The organism is Candidatus Eisenbacteria bacterium (assembly GCA_030017955.1).
Taxonomy (GTDB): domain Bacteria; phylum Eisenbacteria; class RBG-16-71-46; order JASEGR01; family JASEGR01; genus JASEGR01.
Genome location: JASEGR010000064.1, coordinates 1 through 14,990, shown reverse-complemented (window position 1 = coordinate 14,990; position 14,990 = coordinate 1). Strand labels below are relative to the sequence as shown.

Annotated in this window: 11 protein-coding genes; all 11 read right to left on the bottom strand. The window is 52.1% G+C overall.

Annotated elements, in window-relative coordinates:
• Positions 1–143: 143 nt before the first annotated feature.
• The 11 genes from QME66_10170 to QME66_10120 all read right to left on the bottom strand — a co-directional run bounded on the left by QME66_10170 (position 144) and on the right by QME66_10120 (position 14,813).
• Positions 144–2,084, bottom strand: a complete 1,941-nt coding sequence (locus QME66_10170; protein ID MDI6809331.1) for a right-handed parallel beta-helix repeat-containing protein — start codon at positions 2,082–2,084, stop codon at positions 144–146.
• 20 nt (positions 2,085–2,104) lie between these two features.
• The gene (locus tag QME66_10165) at positions 2,105–2,881 is read right to left on the bottom strand and encodes a class II aldolase/adducin family protein (GenBank protein ID MDI6809330.1); all 777 of its coding nucleotides are present in this window, start codon (positions 2,879–2,881) and stop codon (positions 2,105–2,107) included.
• A gap of 115 nt (positions 2,882–2,996) precedes the next feature.
• Positions 2,997–4,589 (bottom strand): NAD(P)H-hydrate dehydratase, encoded by a 1,593-nt coding sequence (locus tag QME66_10160; protein ID MDI6809329.1) that lies wholly within the window; start codon positions 4,587–4,589, stop codon positions 2,997–2,999.
• 57 nt (positions 4,590–4,646) lie between these two features.
• Entirely contained in the window at positions 4,647–5,003 is a 357-nt protein-coding gene (gene acpS, locus QME66_10155; GenBank protein MDI6809328.1) for a holo-ACP synthase, read from the bottom strand.
• Positions 5,004–5,006: 3 nt separating this feature from the next.
• Positions 5,007–5,723 carry an HAD-IA family hydrolase gene (locus QME66_10150; GenBank protein ID MDI6809327.1) on the bottom strand — a complete coding sequence of 239 codons (717 nt, stop codon included), beginning with the start codon at positions 5,721–5,723 and terminating at the stop codon, positions 5,007–5,009.
• A 394-nt stretch (positions 5,724–6,117) separates the two neighbouring features.
• Entirely contained in the window at positions 6,118–7,059 is a 942-nt protein-coding gene (locus QME66_10145; GenBank protein MDI6809326.1) for a pectinesterase family protein, read from the bottom strand.
• Between the two features lie 195 nt (positions 7,060–7,254).
• The gene (locus tag QME66_10140; GenBank protein ID MDI6809325.1) at positions 7,255–7,446 is read right to left on the bottom strand and encodes a hypothetical protein; all 192 of its coding nucleotides are present in this window, start codon (positions 7,444–7,446) and stop codon (positions 7,255–7,257) included.
• 212 nt (positions 7,447–7,658) lie between these two features.
• A complete protein-coding gene (locus QME66_10135) occupies positions 7,659–8,837 on the bottom strand; it encodes an asparagine synthetase B (GenBank protein MDI6809324.1) in 1,179 nt (392 codons plus the stop codon).
• 98 nt (positions 8,838–8,935) lie between these two features.
• On the bottom strand, positions 8,936–10,453 hold the full coding sequence (locus QME66_10130; GenBank protein MDI6809323.1) for a tetratricopeptide repeat protein: 1,518 nt from the start codon (positions 10,451–10,453) through the stop codon (positions 8,936–8,938).
• A 177-nt stretch (positions 10,454–10,630) separates the two neighbouring features.
• Entirely contained in the window at positions 10,631–14,074 is a 3,444-nt protein-coding gene (locus tag QME66_10125) for a hypothetical protein (GenBank protein ID MDI6809322.1), read from the bottom strand.
• Complete coding sequence (locus QME66_10120) at positions 14,058–14,813, bottom strand: DUF4159 domain-containing protein (GenBank protein MDI6809321.1); 756 nt, start codon at positions 14,811–14,813, stop codon at positions 14,058–14,060. Before QME66_10120 ends, QME66_10125 begins: the two co-directional genes overlap by 17 nt.
• Positions 14,814–14,990 lie beyond the last annotated feature (177 nt).

Genomic DNA, 14,990 nt, shown 5'->3' with positions numbered 1-14,990 from the left:
CTTGTAATATGACCGTGGTAACAATGACCACCAGATTGATTCACCCGAGCCGTCACATCACTTAGTTCAACTGTGGCTCGCCCCTCACCAACCTCTCCCCCCTGGGGAGAGGATCAAGGTGAGGGGAGCATCCCCGAATTTGCTTATCCCGAAGGATGAATCTTCTTTCTTATCTTCTCGATTATCTGCCTTTCAAGCTTTCCTGAAGAATAACAGGGGAGTAAATCTCCAGCCCAATAACTCTCCGTTGTTTTCATAATCGCTCCCACCTGAACGGTGACAACCGGCATGGTTCTCACGAGGATGTTTATTGTCCAGCTGAGGCCTCTCCAGGGGCCCGAGCTAATAACGTCGGTTGTGCAAAAATCTTCAATCCCTGACCGAACAGACTTTCTTTCCTTGGTTACGATTAGAAAGCTCCGTGGGTCCGTCTGCCCCGTCATGCTGTCAACGACGCCGATGGTCCTGTCAACTCTGTCTATTTCTTCGCCGCTCTCTCTCAGTACATCCAGAATGGCGCTCTTTACGACCTCAACGCTCACGCCGTAAGATTGAACCGCCTTGAACCTTCTCTGTGTGGAAAACGTCGTGAATGTAGTGTCCGTCTCCGCCTGGACACACCCAACGGGATAGGCGCCAATCCGGCCACAGGCAGAAAGACCCCTGCAGGGTGAATCGTTATCAAGATAGTAGTTACCCTCAAACTCGTCGCAAAAAAGCGGATCCTCAGAGATGTCTCCGTTCACGCTCTGCCACAAATTGTAGTTTCCCTGGGCATTTCTCCAGACGTTATTGCACGAGATCGATGCGTTATTGGCGCGACCTTCACAGTAAATTCCATATCCGTAGGTGCTGTTTGCGATGATGTTTCTGTCTATGGTCGGACTGGACACGCCATCGAACTGAATGCCGGCCCCCCACCCGCTCTCACTCCTGTTTTTCACCATCGTATTCCCTCTTACTATCGGAGAAGAGTACGCAAAGACGGAGACCGCCCCGCCGGCTATCGCCGAGTTGTATTCGAAACGGTTATGTTCAATCCTCGCGTTTGAATAGTCCTGGCAGGCAACTCCGCCGCCCTTCCCAACAGCAAGCTCGACTCTCCCTTGCGCGGCCGTTTCACCCACTTCGTCCCCCCCCGATGCAATAAATCCTCTGGTAACATTCCTGACAAAGATGTTTTCCCTTATCTCCGGGGTTGACTGCGAGCACCAGATCCCGCCGCCGGTTCCACTCAAATTCTTCTCAAAAATATTCTTGGAGATGAGACATCCGCTCCACTGGCATCCTAGCCCGCCCCCGTATCCTCCTTCTGTGCTGTTTGAGCTTATCAGATTCCGTGACACAACTGGGTTTGCCCCCGAAATCCACACACCCCCTCCATACCTGCAACGAGCTCCATTCTCTGAGATCTTATTGTCCTCCAGAACCGGATGGGCGCCTTCCAGGACGCATATCCCGCCCCCTGCGCCATCAGTCTTGCCCATCGGGGATGCGTTCCGTGACACGATATTCTCGGTAACAGAATGCGCCGATTTGTCACCGTAGCAGAGTATGCCTGCCCCGACTTCTCCGAGATTTCCTTCTATTCTGTTTCGAACAAAGGTCGCCTCTCCGGCTTCGAAGTACACTCCGCCACCCCAGGTACTATCCCCCCCGTTGGAAACTATCCTGTTGTTCGTTATGGTTGGAGAGGAATTGACATAGAGCCCGCCACCGACAAATATCGAAAGCTCCGCATTGAAAGTCCCTCTTCCCTTTGTAATGGTGAATCCCTCCAGCACAGTCTTTTTGTCTTCATTACCCGATGTCCTGACAACGGAACCTGGTCCCTTGCCCTGGATAATAGTCTCAAATCTGACAGGGTCCCGCTCCGCGTAGTTCGCCGATGCGCCTCCCAAGAGAACGATCCCTTTCTTGAGCACGATGTTCTCTTCGTACGTTCCGGATGCGGCTAGGATTGTGTCGCCATACGAGGCCTTGGCAATTGCGGATGAGATCTTCTTCTGATCGGATGGAACTCTTATCGTCTTGGCAAGAGCAAGATTGGGGGTTCCTACCAGAATGGCAAGAAAGAGAAACACAGCCTTCAAGGAATTACCTCTTATTTCATCATCTCTCTTACAGTTGATGTGACCAGCTTCAGAAGTTCTTCATCTTTCATCAAGGGCTTATCTTTTCCCTTCCCGACAGGCGTCTTTTCGCAGTAATTACAGCTCTCACAGATTGAGGGTGGGATTTCCTGTCCATTCAGCTTTCTCAGTTCGATGAGACGCGAGACTTCCTCTTTCGGGAGCACGTTCACGTTTCCCAGAGCCCTGGCAACAAGCAATACTCTGGCAAACTGTTCAACCATCTCCATCTTGTCCGTTGCTTCGTCAATGCTCTTCCCAAGTGTGAGAGCTCCGTGATTAGCCAGAAGAAAAGCATTCGACTTGTGGATATGCGGGAGTATCGCTTTTGGGACTTCTTCGGTAGAAGGCGTTCCGTAGCGCGTTAGCGGAACCGGACCAACCGTGAGAATGAGCTCCGGAAGAATGCACTGTGCGAGATCAATCCCGGCAACTGAGAATCCCGTAGCAACCGGAGGATGTGCATGGACTACGGCATTTGCTTCCGGCCTCGACCTGTACACATGGAGGTGCATCTTTATCTCGGATGACGGCTGGGCTTTGGAAAGAGATTTTCCAGTTTCCAGGTCAACTATCGCGAGTGATTCGGTATCGAGGAATCCCTTGTTCACATTCTTGGGTGTTGCAATAATCTTCGCCCTGGCAGTCCTGGCGCTGATGTTTCCTTCAGTACCTACTATCAGACTCTTTGCGTAGAGCCGCTTTCCGGCCAGCACAATGTCTTTTCGGAGCTGAAACTCGCTTGGCAACTTTGTGCCTCCTCCTGCCCCTCACCTTTGTCCTCTCCCCCCAGGGGAGAGGAAGAATAAGGTCTGCGTCTCATCATAGCCTCTCCCCCAGGGGGAGAGGTTGGTGAGGGGGTCCTCACTGTACCGAATGAATCTTCCTCATGGCGCGCGGAACACTCTCCGCCACATCACTCGCCACAACTCCCCAGATTCCCTTTTCTTCTCCGGCAATCTCTCCTGCGAGACCGTGCACATAGGCGCCGAGAAGAGTCGCATCAAGGATGGAGAGACCTTGCCCGAGAAAAGCAAGAATTGTCCCGGTGAGGACATCGCCGCTTCCGGCGGTGGCGAGTGCGGCACTGCCGGTTGTGTTCATATAGGTTCTGACTGGGACTTCCGATTGACCCTTACCCCCACCTGCGCTCGAAAGTGTTGAGATGAGTGTCGGTGCTCCCTTGAGTAGGGTAACCGACGAGAATTTCCTGGCAGCGGTCTCAACAATGGAAATCCTGTCCCTTTCCACATCCTCCCTCTGCATTCCGAGAAGCCGTGCCATCTCTCCGGCATGCGGAGTCATCGACAGAGGGGCACCATGCTTCTTAAGAAGCTCTCCTTTTCCCTCAAAAGCATTCAGTCCATCAGCATCAAGGACTGTTGGAATGGTTGCAGCCCCGATCAACTTCCTTGCAAGCTCTGCTGATTCCTCATTTCTGGATAGGCCGGGACCAAGAGCAAGCGCATCAAATCCCGGGAGAATCTCGAGTATTTTCTCAAGCGATGAAATACTCAATGTTCTCTCCTTGGTCTCCGGAAGAGGCACTGTCAAGGGTTCTGTCATTTTGACTTCAAGTATATCGTTCAAACTCTCGGGCACTCCCGCAAAAACAAGACCTGCTCCCGCTCTCATTGCGCTGTGGCATGTGAGGAAGATGGCCCCTGTCATTCCCACCGAGCCGCCTATGACGAGGACTCTGCCGCAGTCTCCCTTGTGAGCCGTTGGGCTTCGTTGGGGGAGGAGCTTTCCCGCAAGTCCTTCATCGATTGCCTCCATGTGAATCCCCTCGTCCGCGTAAGCCTTGTCAGGCACACCTATATCGACAACGCGGATCTTGCCGCAGTACTGCTTGCCCGGGAAGAGAAGAAGCCCTCTCTTCACTGCTGCCATCGTCACCGTAAGGTTTGCCTTTACACAAACTTCTTCGACCGATCCGGTGTCGGAGTTAACGCCGGTCGGCACATCTACCGAGACACAGGTCTTCTTCGAGCCATTCATGAGATCAACTGCACGTCTCATGTCATCATCAAGAGGGCCTCTCGCGCCCGTTCCAAGAAGTGCGTCAACCTTCACTGTACACCACTTGAGAGCGTCCGCCGCTTCCTTCCACCAATCCTCGTTCAACTGTTGAGTCACGTTTATCCCGGACCGTTCCAGCCGGCCGAGATTCGTCTTCGCATCTCCCCTAACGTCGCCCTTTGTTCCAAGAAGAAGAACCTTTACGCTCGCACCCTTCTGAACAAGCTTCCGTGCAAGAACGAATCCATCGCCTCCATTATTGCCCTTGCCGCAAAGAACGAGGACCCTGTGAAGCGAAACATCACCAAGTTCTTTCTCCATATGCTCAAGAATGCCTTGTCCGGCCCGTTCCATCAATTCGAGTCCAGGGATCCCGTATTCCTCGATTGCGCGTTTATCAATCGCCTTCATTTGAGCCGATGTCACAACTTTCATTATTCTCTACCCCGCGAAACTCCGGTGGCGCTCATTCTCCCCGATATCGACCCGCGTTCACTCCTCCACCACAGCAGCGACAGCAATCGCATAGTGGTCTGAGTGGGAAATGCTTACACACATGCTCCTCTTTCCAAGTTCAACCTTTGCATTGCCGTGGACGACTACAAAGGGGCGGCCCTGCTCATCGGAGAGAACTTCGATATCCGTCCATCCCACGGAACGACTGGGCCTCAATGCCTTGAAAGATGCCTCCTTGGCGGCAAACCGCGCGGCAAAGGCAGAATAGGGAGGTATTCTCTCTTCGCATATTGCTCTTTCCTTTTCGGTGAAGACCCTATCGAGAAATCTTGCTCCCCATTTCTCAAGCACCTTCTCAACCCTGTTCACTTCTATGATGTCAACGCCGATCATGAGTTACGACAGACCGGACTTCGATCTGTCTCCCGGGACCCGATCATTCAGTCCATCTACGATATCGAGCAGCTCAAGGATGTCGCTGATTTCGTAATCCGCGCCAGGATCAATTGTCCCGAAAGTATCGCCGTACCTTGCGAAAACAGTCTTTATGCCAAGTTGAGAAGCACCCACCATATCCCGCTCCGGCCAGTCACCCACCATAAGCGCCTCATCCGGCTTCACCCCCAGGAGTGAAAGAGCTTTCCTGAATGGCGCAGGGCTTGGCTTCCTCTCGTGCGTATCCTCAAACGTGACCACGTGGTCGAATATGTGCTGAAGCTGGAGATAGCACAGCCGCAGCCATGCCTGGAGTCTCGGAGCATCGGAGATCACAGCGAGCTTAAGGCCTCTTTTCACAAGTTCAACAAGGGCCAGGTTCACGTGAGGATACGGGATGAGCGACGAATCTCTTGCTCTCCTGTAGGCGACAATTGCGGCAGCAAGTTTCTTGTGGTCGATATGACCCAGTTCCCTTTTTAGAAAATCGTCAAATACCTGCTGGTATTCGATTCCTTGCTCATCGTAAATGTCCTGAATTTTTCGCTTTATTTCGTCTTTCGGGAGATTCAAACCTGCATCAATGATAGCCTCAACAGCAGCGTCGATCGCCGCTTCCTTCATTTTCATGAAATCGGTCAAGGTGTTATCGAGGTCGAAGATTATCGCTCTAATCATGAGTTCTCCGTCCTGAAAAGATGGGTCCTGCAAGCCCGAAGAGATGTGCTCCTGAAATCAGCATGCTAGGGTGTCTTTAGCATGGTGTCAAGCAGGCCCTCGCCGCTTTGCTGCGGCGCAGTTTGAAGGGACAGAAGGGGCCGGATCAAAATCTGTGCGGTGGGATGGGACTGACGGTTCCGGCAGATCTGTCTCGAGCGGAGTTTACTTAGTGAAGCTGGTTGCAGTGCCCGAAAACAGGGCTGCCTACGGTCAGCACCCGGCTGAGTTTGACTCCGTCAAGAAATTGTTGCTAGTCACGTAGCGGTGCCGGCGTCGGTGGCCAAGGCAGACGTCAGGATTCCAGTCGGGCTTCAGCCTGTTCTGCCTCAGCCTCGCTCCTATGCAAGACACATCATCTGTACAACGCCTTTATTCTGCCCCACGTGCTCCGTCCCACCCCACTTGAAACACACCCTATCCCCAATGCGCCAATCTGACCGCACCCAGGTGCATTAGCACATGGGGAGGCCTCGCAGAGATAGAAGTTGTCCTGAGAGGGATTGCAGAATAGGGGGGCCAACGTGAGGTCACTCTCTCCTGGGTCACATCCAATGTAGTTCCCGAAAAGGTTTTCCCAAAGGTCATTGCAGGCAAGGGTAGGTTCCGGCGGACCAGAGCACATTATCCCAGGTCCATCACTATTCGCGATTATGTTGCCTACAATTACTGCAGAAGACACTTCCGCAATAATCCCTCCTTCGCTAATGCCAGAGTTGTACACAACAGTATTCTGTTCTACTCTCGAGGCATCCAGAACCAAACCAAGCGCGGCCCCAGGGAGCCTGGAGAAATTCCTGATCAGAAGGTTCCTTCTTATTATTGAGGCCCCGCCCTCGCAGTAGATTCCAGCAGCATCCGCTTCGAGACACATGTTGTCCCTTATGATATTGCCTTCGATCAGTACGCTTGACCATACACAACTGATGCCTACTCCGGGCTCGAACAACCTTGCTGTCTTTCCGTTCTGGATTGTGAACCCTTCCAGGCTCGTGCCAGTACCCGCTGAATCAATATCAACCACTTCCCGCATCCCCCCCATCCCGTCAATCACAGTCTCTTCAGGCCCTGACTCGCTCACGATGCGGACACCGGTTGCCCTCTTGGTAATCCGGATATTTTCGTAGTATGTCCCGGCAGCGACAAGGACTGTGTCACCTGCTCTCGCAGAATCAATGCACGTCTGAATAGCCGTGCAGTCACCGCTCCCGTCCTGTTTGACAAGCCAGGTGCGGGACTCCGAAGCCAAGGGGATTTGCAGCATCAGAAAAACAAGGAATAAGATCTTTGATTTCATACTCACCGCCTCCCTGCGAATGCCGGCACAGTTCAGCCTTTTCTCCAGCGCGACACTTCGAAGCTCGACATTAACTCAATAAACAATGTAACATCTTAGTCATCACATGTCAAGAGTCAATGTCCGGTCGTTGGTGACTTGGCCGGAAAACAAAAAAAGCCCCCTGCAAGAAAAGTGATTTGAACCTGAAGGGTCTTACTTCGTCGAAGTCCCTATCATTCTTCCCAGACTTATCTCGCCATTATCAATCCTGAGATTGAACCCGCAGGAAGGATTAGAGCAGACCCAGGCTTTGTAGGTGATTGGGGCACCATCCCGCCCGTAGTCTGAAAGAGGGAGTAAAACACCATCGTTGCACTTTCTGCAGTCCGGAAAATTGGCTTCCATAGCTCCTACCTCCCATCCCAAATAACTCACCGAAGCACGAAACCTTCACCGTTACCTCCTCATTGCCCCGAGCCAAGAAGCCGTAGGCATGGAGGTTGAGGCACTGTGGGAGACAATTCTTCCCGTAAACCAGAACGATGTCAACAGAAAACTCTACGTTCCAGGCATCTCGATTTCCGAGAAAGCCGAGCCCTGAACAGAGATGCTTCCCTCTACGTCTTTCTCTCCTTCTTCTCGGCGGCAGGGAAGAGGATGTTGTTCAATATAAGCCTGTAGCCGGGGGAGTGTTTATGAAGAGAAAGATTCGATGGCGGGTCTCCAATAAGATGCTGATAGTCTTCGGGGTCATGGCCTCCGTAGAACGTAAATGTGCCGCGCCCAAAGGAACCGTGTATGTACTTGACCTCTTCAGTCCCTTCAACCTCGGCCATTATGGTGATGCCCTTCTTTATGCAGCTCTTTGAGAAGCCGGTTGTCTGCCCCATGAGATTCTGAATCCTGGAAGCATGACATTGGGTCAGCATAGTAGGCACGGGATCTTCCTTTGCCGAAAACTCGAAAAGCGTGAAGACATCAATCCCCACGCCCCGAGGTATCGGAAGGTTGCTTGTATCAATGTTTGAAAACTCATAAACATAGGGCTCAAGTACAAGCTTGAAGTTCTCGAAGGCAAGGCATTTCTTGAAGTCGAGCTTCGACTGGCATTTTGGGTCGGGAGGATCGCGGTCGTATTCTGTCGGAACGATATCGACGCCTTCGGCAGCAAGCGCTATGTCGAAACTGTCAGTTCCGGAACACATGCCGAAAACAAAACCTCCTTTTGCGATGAACTGCTTTATTTCCCGGACCACAGCCTTCTTATGTTCCGAAACTTTCGCAAATCCCGCCTTTCTTGCAAGCTCTTCGTACACTGCTTTCTGTTTGATGTACCACGGTGCCGTACCGTACGATCCGAGAAACTTGCCGTACTGCCCGGTGAAATCCTCGTGGTGAAGATGGAGCCAGTCGAATTCCTCAAGCTTCCCGTCAAGCACGTCGCCGTCCCACAAGGTGACATAGGGAATTTCAGCATAATCGAGGGCAAGAATAACTGCATCGTCCCAGGGCTCTTCCGATGGAGCAACATAGACGGCAATCCTCGGCGCCTTTTCCAGGAGAATCTTCTCCATGTTGTTCTCGTCAATCTCATGAGCGATTGATGCGTAGGATGCTGCATCCACGCTCTCCAGCGTAACGCCCCTTATACCTGCCTCATTCCTGGTTTCAGGGGAATCCTCAAGCATGAAGGAGCCGTCCCTGTAGTTGAGCAGCCACTCAACCCGCTCGCCTCTCTCGAGCGCAAAGTATGCAAGCCCGTATGATTTGAGATGATCACTCTGCGTTTCATCCATAGGCACAAGGAGCTTTCCAGCTTCGGATGAAACCACGGAGAACCTTAGAAAGAACGATGAAACGAGAAGCACGATGCAAGCGAAGAGCATTCCCCGTCTCACGAGCGAACCTTTCTTCGCAATTCGTTCAGCTTCTCCCTGATCTCAGGAACAACCACGGAACCGGGATACTTGAGAATGGCTTTCTCATAGAGGGAGGAAGCCGTAGAGAAGTCGAGAAGCTTTTCCTTTATTTCACCCGCCCTCTCGAGCGCAAAAGGAGAAAGCCTGTCACCGGGTTCCCGTTCCCCAAGTTTCAGGAACGCTTCGTATGCCAGACTGTCCCGGCCCTTCTCCTCGAGAAGACAACCGAGCTCAAAGAGCGCGTGAGCTTCAAGCGAAGTTCTGACTGAATCGCCGGTCATGTTTTCAAGAAGGACAATCGAGCTGTCCTTCTTTCCGATCTCACTGAGAAGAAGTGCCTTCGAAAACATGCTGAGCCTGTTCGAATCCTTTCTGTTCTCGTCAATCAACATTGCCATTTCAAGTCCATCGTTTGAATAGTCGGTCCCCGGAAGCTTTTCGGCCAGTTCAAAGTACTTTGTCACCGCATCATCCAGCGCCCCCTTGTAGAAGGAAATGTTCGCTCTCCTGAAAAGGGCTTCATCCTTGTGCGATGAGCCTTCCGAGTTCAAAACCTCAGAAAGCGATGAGTCGGCCCTGTCAAACTCCTCCATTCCAAGATAGCATCTGGACAAGAGGATCAGGAGCTCCGGCTTTTCGAAATCAGATTCCGAAAGCAAGCAGGAAATCAGGTAGGAGGAGTGAGCGTAGTCGGAAAGGCCGTCAAGAAAGAGCACCGCAAGCCTCTTCTTTGCTGCTCTCGAGAGATACGGAACGGCGTCGTTCAATGAGAGCAATTGAAGCCTCTTGATTGCTGCTTCTCTATCCTCGAGGTTGAGCGAGATTTCAAGGGCAAACACTGATGATTGTCTCGAGATGGGCGCATCGCCGAATTTTTTTTCGACCTCTCCCAGCGCCAGGAGCGCAGTTTGGCTTCGACCAAGGGCTCTGGCCAGACTGGCAAACTGAAAAATCTTCTCGCCGTTATTTCCGGATTTCTCATCGGCGTATAGAATCTCGGCAAACGCTATTGAGTCCTGGCTTGCCCTCAGATACATCTCCGCAAGAAGCGAGCTCATGAGTCCGCCGCTTTTTTCGTCTTCACGATACTGTCTCAATGTCCAGGTTACGACATCAAGGGTCTCCCGCTCTTTCGAAATACCGATGAGCTCAGACCTTGCCCAATCGTAGGAAAGCGGGTCGTTCCTTAAGACATTGATGCAGTCGAGGGCAGCCACTCCAAATCTTCTTTGGGCTCTGTGAACCGCTTCAAGCTCTCTTCCAAAAATCAGCGTGTCAGCCCTCACGGCTCTTTCGCGAAGATAGAGATCTTCAGCTTCATCGAGCCTTCCCATTCTGAGCAGAACTCTCCCTATCGAACCCACAATCCTCACGTCATCCGCATACTTCTTCTCAAGCTCTCTGTAGAAAGAAAGCGCGCGCTCAAGGTCGCCGCTCTCTTCAAGCTTCGCGCCGTTGCGCAGCTGGAGCTCAACCGGAAGAATTTTACTCACACGCTTCTCCGCCGGAGCAGGTTTCTGAATCGCCTCTTCCTGCGCCTGGGCCGTGAGAAAGTATGCTTGAAACAGAAAGAGGAGAACAACGGCACACAAAAGGGCAGTCAGAGGAACTAATCTTGCACAAAAAAACCTGGACCTCATGCACTTCTCCATGTAATTGAAACGAATAGCCTACCTGGCCCTGGCCGAGAGGGATTCGAAGTATTTCTCCACGAGCGCCCTGTAGCGCAGGGGAAAACGCTCCCCTCTCCCCTTAAGGATTTCTACCCTCATCCTTTCTTCCGGGGAAAGAAGGGGAGCAGGGACAGGAGGAGGAGTCTTTCTGGCGACATCCTGACCGGGCCGGGAGAATCTCTGCTTTGTGTAGTCTTCCTTTCTCACAGATCTCTGAGCATCCAGAAGTCTTGTCAGGACCTTCTTCTGTCGTTCAAGAGTCGATTCATCAAACTCCTTCTTCTCGAAATTTTCGACAATCTTCTTCATTTCTTCCGATATCTTGCTGAGGTTTTTCTTAAGATTTGTTTCCTGAGAAACCTTTTCGGACAGCTCTTCAATTCCTTCTCTTATCATTTCCTGCTCTGCTGCAAGCCGGGCCATTGCTTCTTCAACTGATTCCCTGAGCCTCCCGTGTCCCAACTCCGAAAGATCAAGACCCTCGGCGCTTGAGTTCAACTGTTCCTGCATGGCGGTAAGGGCGCCGAGCCGCTGCATCGCTTCCTTCATGCCAATCGCGGAGGAGGCGGATTGTATGGAGCTTTCCGTCCTCAATAGTGCAACCACTGCTTTGTCAAGTGACGTCCTTGCTTCCTGAACTCGCGTTCTTCCAATCGTTGTTCGTCCGCTGTCAAATGCCATTCTGGCTTCATCCAGCTTCACGATGGCATTCCCGAGCTGCGAAACCAGTTCTCCCGTGACAAGCATTGTCTTCTTTGAAATCTCAAAGAGCTTATCGCCTGCCCTGCCCGTAAGTTCAAAACTCTCCTGGGCATCGGTGGCAAGGTCGCTTGTCGTAACCTCCGGTCCTTTCGAGAGAAGGTCTTCCTGTTTCTTCGAGAGCGAAACAAGGTCGTGTCCGAGCCCCCTCATTTCCCTTACAACCTCCTCCTTCATCTTCTGCCCGAATTGCTCCTGTGCCGATTGCAGATCCATGGACATCCGGGCGAACTCGCGCTCAAGCTTCAACCCCCAGCCCTTGCAGTTTCCTCCGCTGCATGAGCTAAGGCTTGCCTTCATTCCCGCAAGCGCCTTTTCAATCTCACCCTGTTCACAAAGCGACTCGTTCATCTCCCGAAGCTTTTCCGCAAGAGATGGGGCAGATTCCTGAAGTGACGATGCCAAATCGCCAAGCAGTCTCTCTAACTCAGCCGCCTCCCGTTCAACTCTTGACTGCTCATCGAGAAGAGAAGAAAGTTCCTCCTCGTTTGAAATCTCCTCGACCCTTTTGTTGATTGCCTTCTGAAGCTCCTGGAGCCTTTCTGCCATCCTGGATGCGACGTCAAGTTTCTCCTCGAGCTGGACCCTCCTCAAAAGCTCGGCCGTTCGTTCGAGCGCCTTCAAGAGGTCTTCCCTCGAAAACCTCATCTCATCAAGAGACTTCCTGACTTGCCCCAGGTCCATCCTGGAAAGCGCCTCGCTTATCTTCTCAAGAGTCTCCTTGAGCTCCCTGGAACCGATGTCGCGGAGCAGCTCCTGAATCTCCATGACCTTCTGGACAATCTGCTCCTGAAGGACATCCCTGGAGGAGAGACTCTGCATCGCTTCTTCAATATCTTTTGAGGCCTGCCGTATCTTCTCCTGAAGTTCTTTTTCTCTTGCTACTGCTTTCTCAATTCCCTTCCTCTGCTCCCACGAAAGCTGTCCGGTCTTCTTAAGCCCCGCGTTTGTCTCATCAAAAAACTTCTTGAGCTCCCGCTCCTCCTTAGCGATTTCCTCAATACTCCTTCTGCTTTCCTCCTGCCTTCCCAAGGCAACCTCGAGCATCTCGCCAAGAGTCGGGAATCTCACCCGCCTTCTTTCGCTCTGCCCAACCTTGGGGCCGCTTATCATATCGTTGTCCCTTGCTTCGAGAAAATAGGTTAGAGTGTCGCCAGGAAGAATCTCGATTGAGGAGAGGTTCCACGGGAACTGGCCGTTTCCACCTTTGCCCTGAGGCGGTGGCATTGCCGCCCTGCCCCCTGGTCCGTCTTTTTTCTCCCAGACAACCGAAAGCGCGCTTATGCCAAAATCATCTGCAACCTCATAGACGACCGGGAATCTCATTTCCCTTGGCAGTTCTATGTCGTCAGAGGGCTCGACGATCTTGACAAAAGGTGGATTATCAGCGAGCGCGGTTATTTTGTACTTGAAGCTTGCCGCTGCCGCAACAATGGCTCCCGGCACAGTGCCGGAAGAGCTTCCACGCAGGTCTTCCCCTGCCCGGATTTGCTCCCCTGAAAGGGAACTCCCTTTCGATTTCTGGCGTGCCAACTCCGGGTCTGCCAATCTCAGAACATACGAGTCGTCCGCAACAACTCCGAAAGTTGCCCTCAGGACCCTGGAAGAAATGCTCTTGAGCTCGACTTCCTTGCCAAGTCCAAGCTGAATGGTTCCCCTTTCACACCTTTCGTTGGTTGTGACGTCGAGCGTCACTGCCGTTCCCTTGAGAGCAGAAATATCGCCGGTTGAGCTTTGAATTTCTTCTCCATCTAAACCAGTGTACCCGGGAGGCAGATACTTCATCTTGAATGCAACGGGTCTTATCGGCTCCAGCACATCCACGTTGTAGAGCTTGCTCTTCTTCCCGCCGAAGCGGACTTCGTACTCCAGATCAGAGAAGACCTCTCCCAACGAAATACCGAACCTTTTCACATCCTCCCTTCCCTCGCCGGGAAGTTCCTGCATTGTTTTTGAACTGAACTGGGAGACTCCCGACCGGAATCTGAGGGTGGGAAAGCCGGTTCCTCCAATCGTTAGAGCTTCAACATTGAACGTCGCTCCCCTGGGAACCGAACAGTCTCCGGGAAGAACCTTGAGAATGGAGACCTGTCCGGGTGAGTAGGAAGGCGAAAGAATTCTCATTGCGAGAGTCGGAATTCTTGAGGGAAACAGGACAAAAAGGACAAGGACGATAAGGAGCGCAAGAATCGCATTTCTCCCAGGCCCCCTGAGTTCCTGTCCATCCCCGGGTGCCCGCACGCGGGAAGGAGTCGCAAGACCCGAAACGTCACTGAGAACCTTATCTATCATCTGAGTCGATGCCGTTGCTTTCAGCTTTTCCCTTGCATTTCCAAGCAGCAACGCATTCAGGAAGGTATTTCTTCTATCCCTCAACGTCTTGTCGAGAAGGTGAGCAAAGCCCTCCAAATTCGGCATTCTCGCAAGTGGAAGGAATACGAGATTGACCAGCGCCCAGAAAGAAGAGAGAAGGATCAGGAGGAAAAGGAGCGTTTCCACAGCTCTATTCCCTGGAAACGAAATCTCAACAAGAAGGGCTGCGAGGAAGAAGAAGAGCGCGAGCGAGACAGCTCTCAATACACCCCTCAGGGCTGTGCGCTTGAGATAGTGCTTCTTTCCAGAAAGCAGAGTCTCTCTGAGCTTTCCGGCGAAACTGCCTTTTTCATCAATCGGTGAGTGCATAGGTGACGATGTTTATAGCCATCCTCAGTGCTGCTTCCCTTTTCTCGGGGGGATCATTGTGAATATCGGCGTCTTCAAGTCCATCACCAATATCGGTCTCGTAAGTATAGAAAACGAGGACTCTTCCCTTGTCAACTATGGCAAGACCCTGGGGCGGCTTCCCGTCATGTTCGTGAATTTTCGGGGGGCCATTCGGGAAGTCGTAGAACGAATGATATATTTTGTGATTGAACGGGAGCTCAATGAGGTCCTTTTCCGGGAATACTCTCTTCATCTCTTCTCTGAACGTCTTGTCCATACCGTAGTCATCATCCGCAAAGAGAAAGCCCCCCTTGAGAAGATATGATCTGAGCCTTTCTGCCTCCTTCTGGGTAAATCTGACAGTCCCATGTCCAGACATGAACAGAAACGGATGGTTGAACAAATCGCCATCCATGATTTCAACCGTAGCTTCTTTGTCGGCTTTGACGACGACGTTCCCCCGTACTCTCAATGCATTCATGAGATTCCTGAGAGACGTTGCGTTGCCGTACCAATCGCCGCCCCCCTTATACTTGAGTCTTGCGATTATGAATCCTGCATCAGTCTTGGTCGCGGCCCAGCAAGTGCTGACTGAGGCCAGTGGAATTCCGGATCCATGGAGGAGGCTTCCCAGGGAAACAGGGAGTCCGGAAACTGCGCCAAGAATGAGAAGAACACTCCTCACGGTCCGGGGAATCAAGATGCAGAAAAGTCTCATTCTGTCCTGCTCCGGAATACTTGAAATACCTGGCCGGTCAACCATGCCAGTTCTACAAAGAAACGCCTGCGGGAGGCAAATTGCCAAACCCGGTAACACTACAGGCAGACTTTGGGGTTGTTACCACTGGTGTCCGGTTAACTTGTTCCGTAGTTGCTGTAACTGTTTTGAGATGAA

Excerpts from the sequence above, each read along its gene's own strand:
- QME66_10160 (MDI6809329.1), bottom strand. The coding sequence starts at position 4,589 with ATGAAAGTTGTGACATCGGCTCAAATGAAGGCGATTGATAAACGCGCA.
- acpS (MDI6809328.1), bottom strand. The coding sequence starts at position 5,003 with ATGATCGGCGTTGACATCATAGAAGTGAACAGGGTTGAGAAGGTGCTT.
- QME66_10150 (MDI6809327.1), bottom strand. The coding sequence starts at position 5,723 with ATGATTAGAGCGATAATCTTCGACCTCGATAACACCTTGACCGATTTC.
- QME66_10145 (MDI6809326.1), bottom strand. The coding sequence starts at position 7,059 with ATGAAATCAAAGATCTTATTCCTTGTTTTTCTGATGCTGCAAATCCCC.
- QME66_10140 (MDI6809325.1), bottom strand. The coding sequence starts at position 7,446 with ATGGAAGCCAATTTTCCGGACTGCAGAAAGTGCAACGATGGTGTTTTA.
- QME66_10135 (MDI6809324.1), bottom strand. The coding sequence starts at position 8,837 with ATGGATGAAACGCAGAGTGATCATCTCAAATCATACGGGCTTGCATAC.
- QME66_10125 (MDI6809322.1), bottom strand. The coding sequence starts at position 14,074 with ATGCACTCACCGATTGATGAAAAAGGCAGTTTCGCCGGAAAGCTCAGA.
- QME66_10120 (MDI6809321.1), bottom strand. The coding sequence starts at position 14,813 with ATGAGACTTTTCTGCATCTTGATTCCCCGGACCGTGAGGAGTGTTCTT.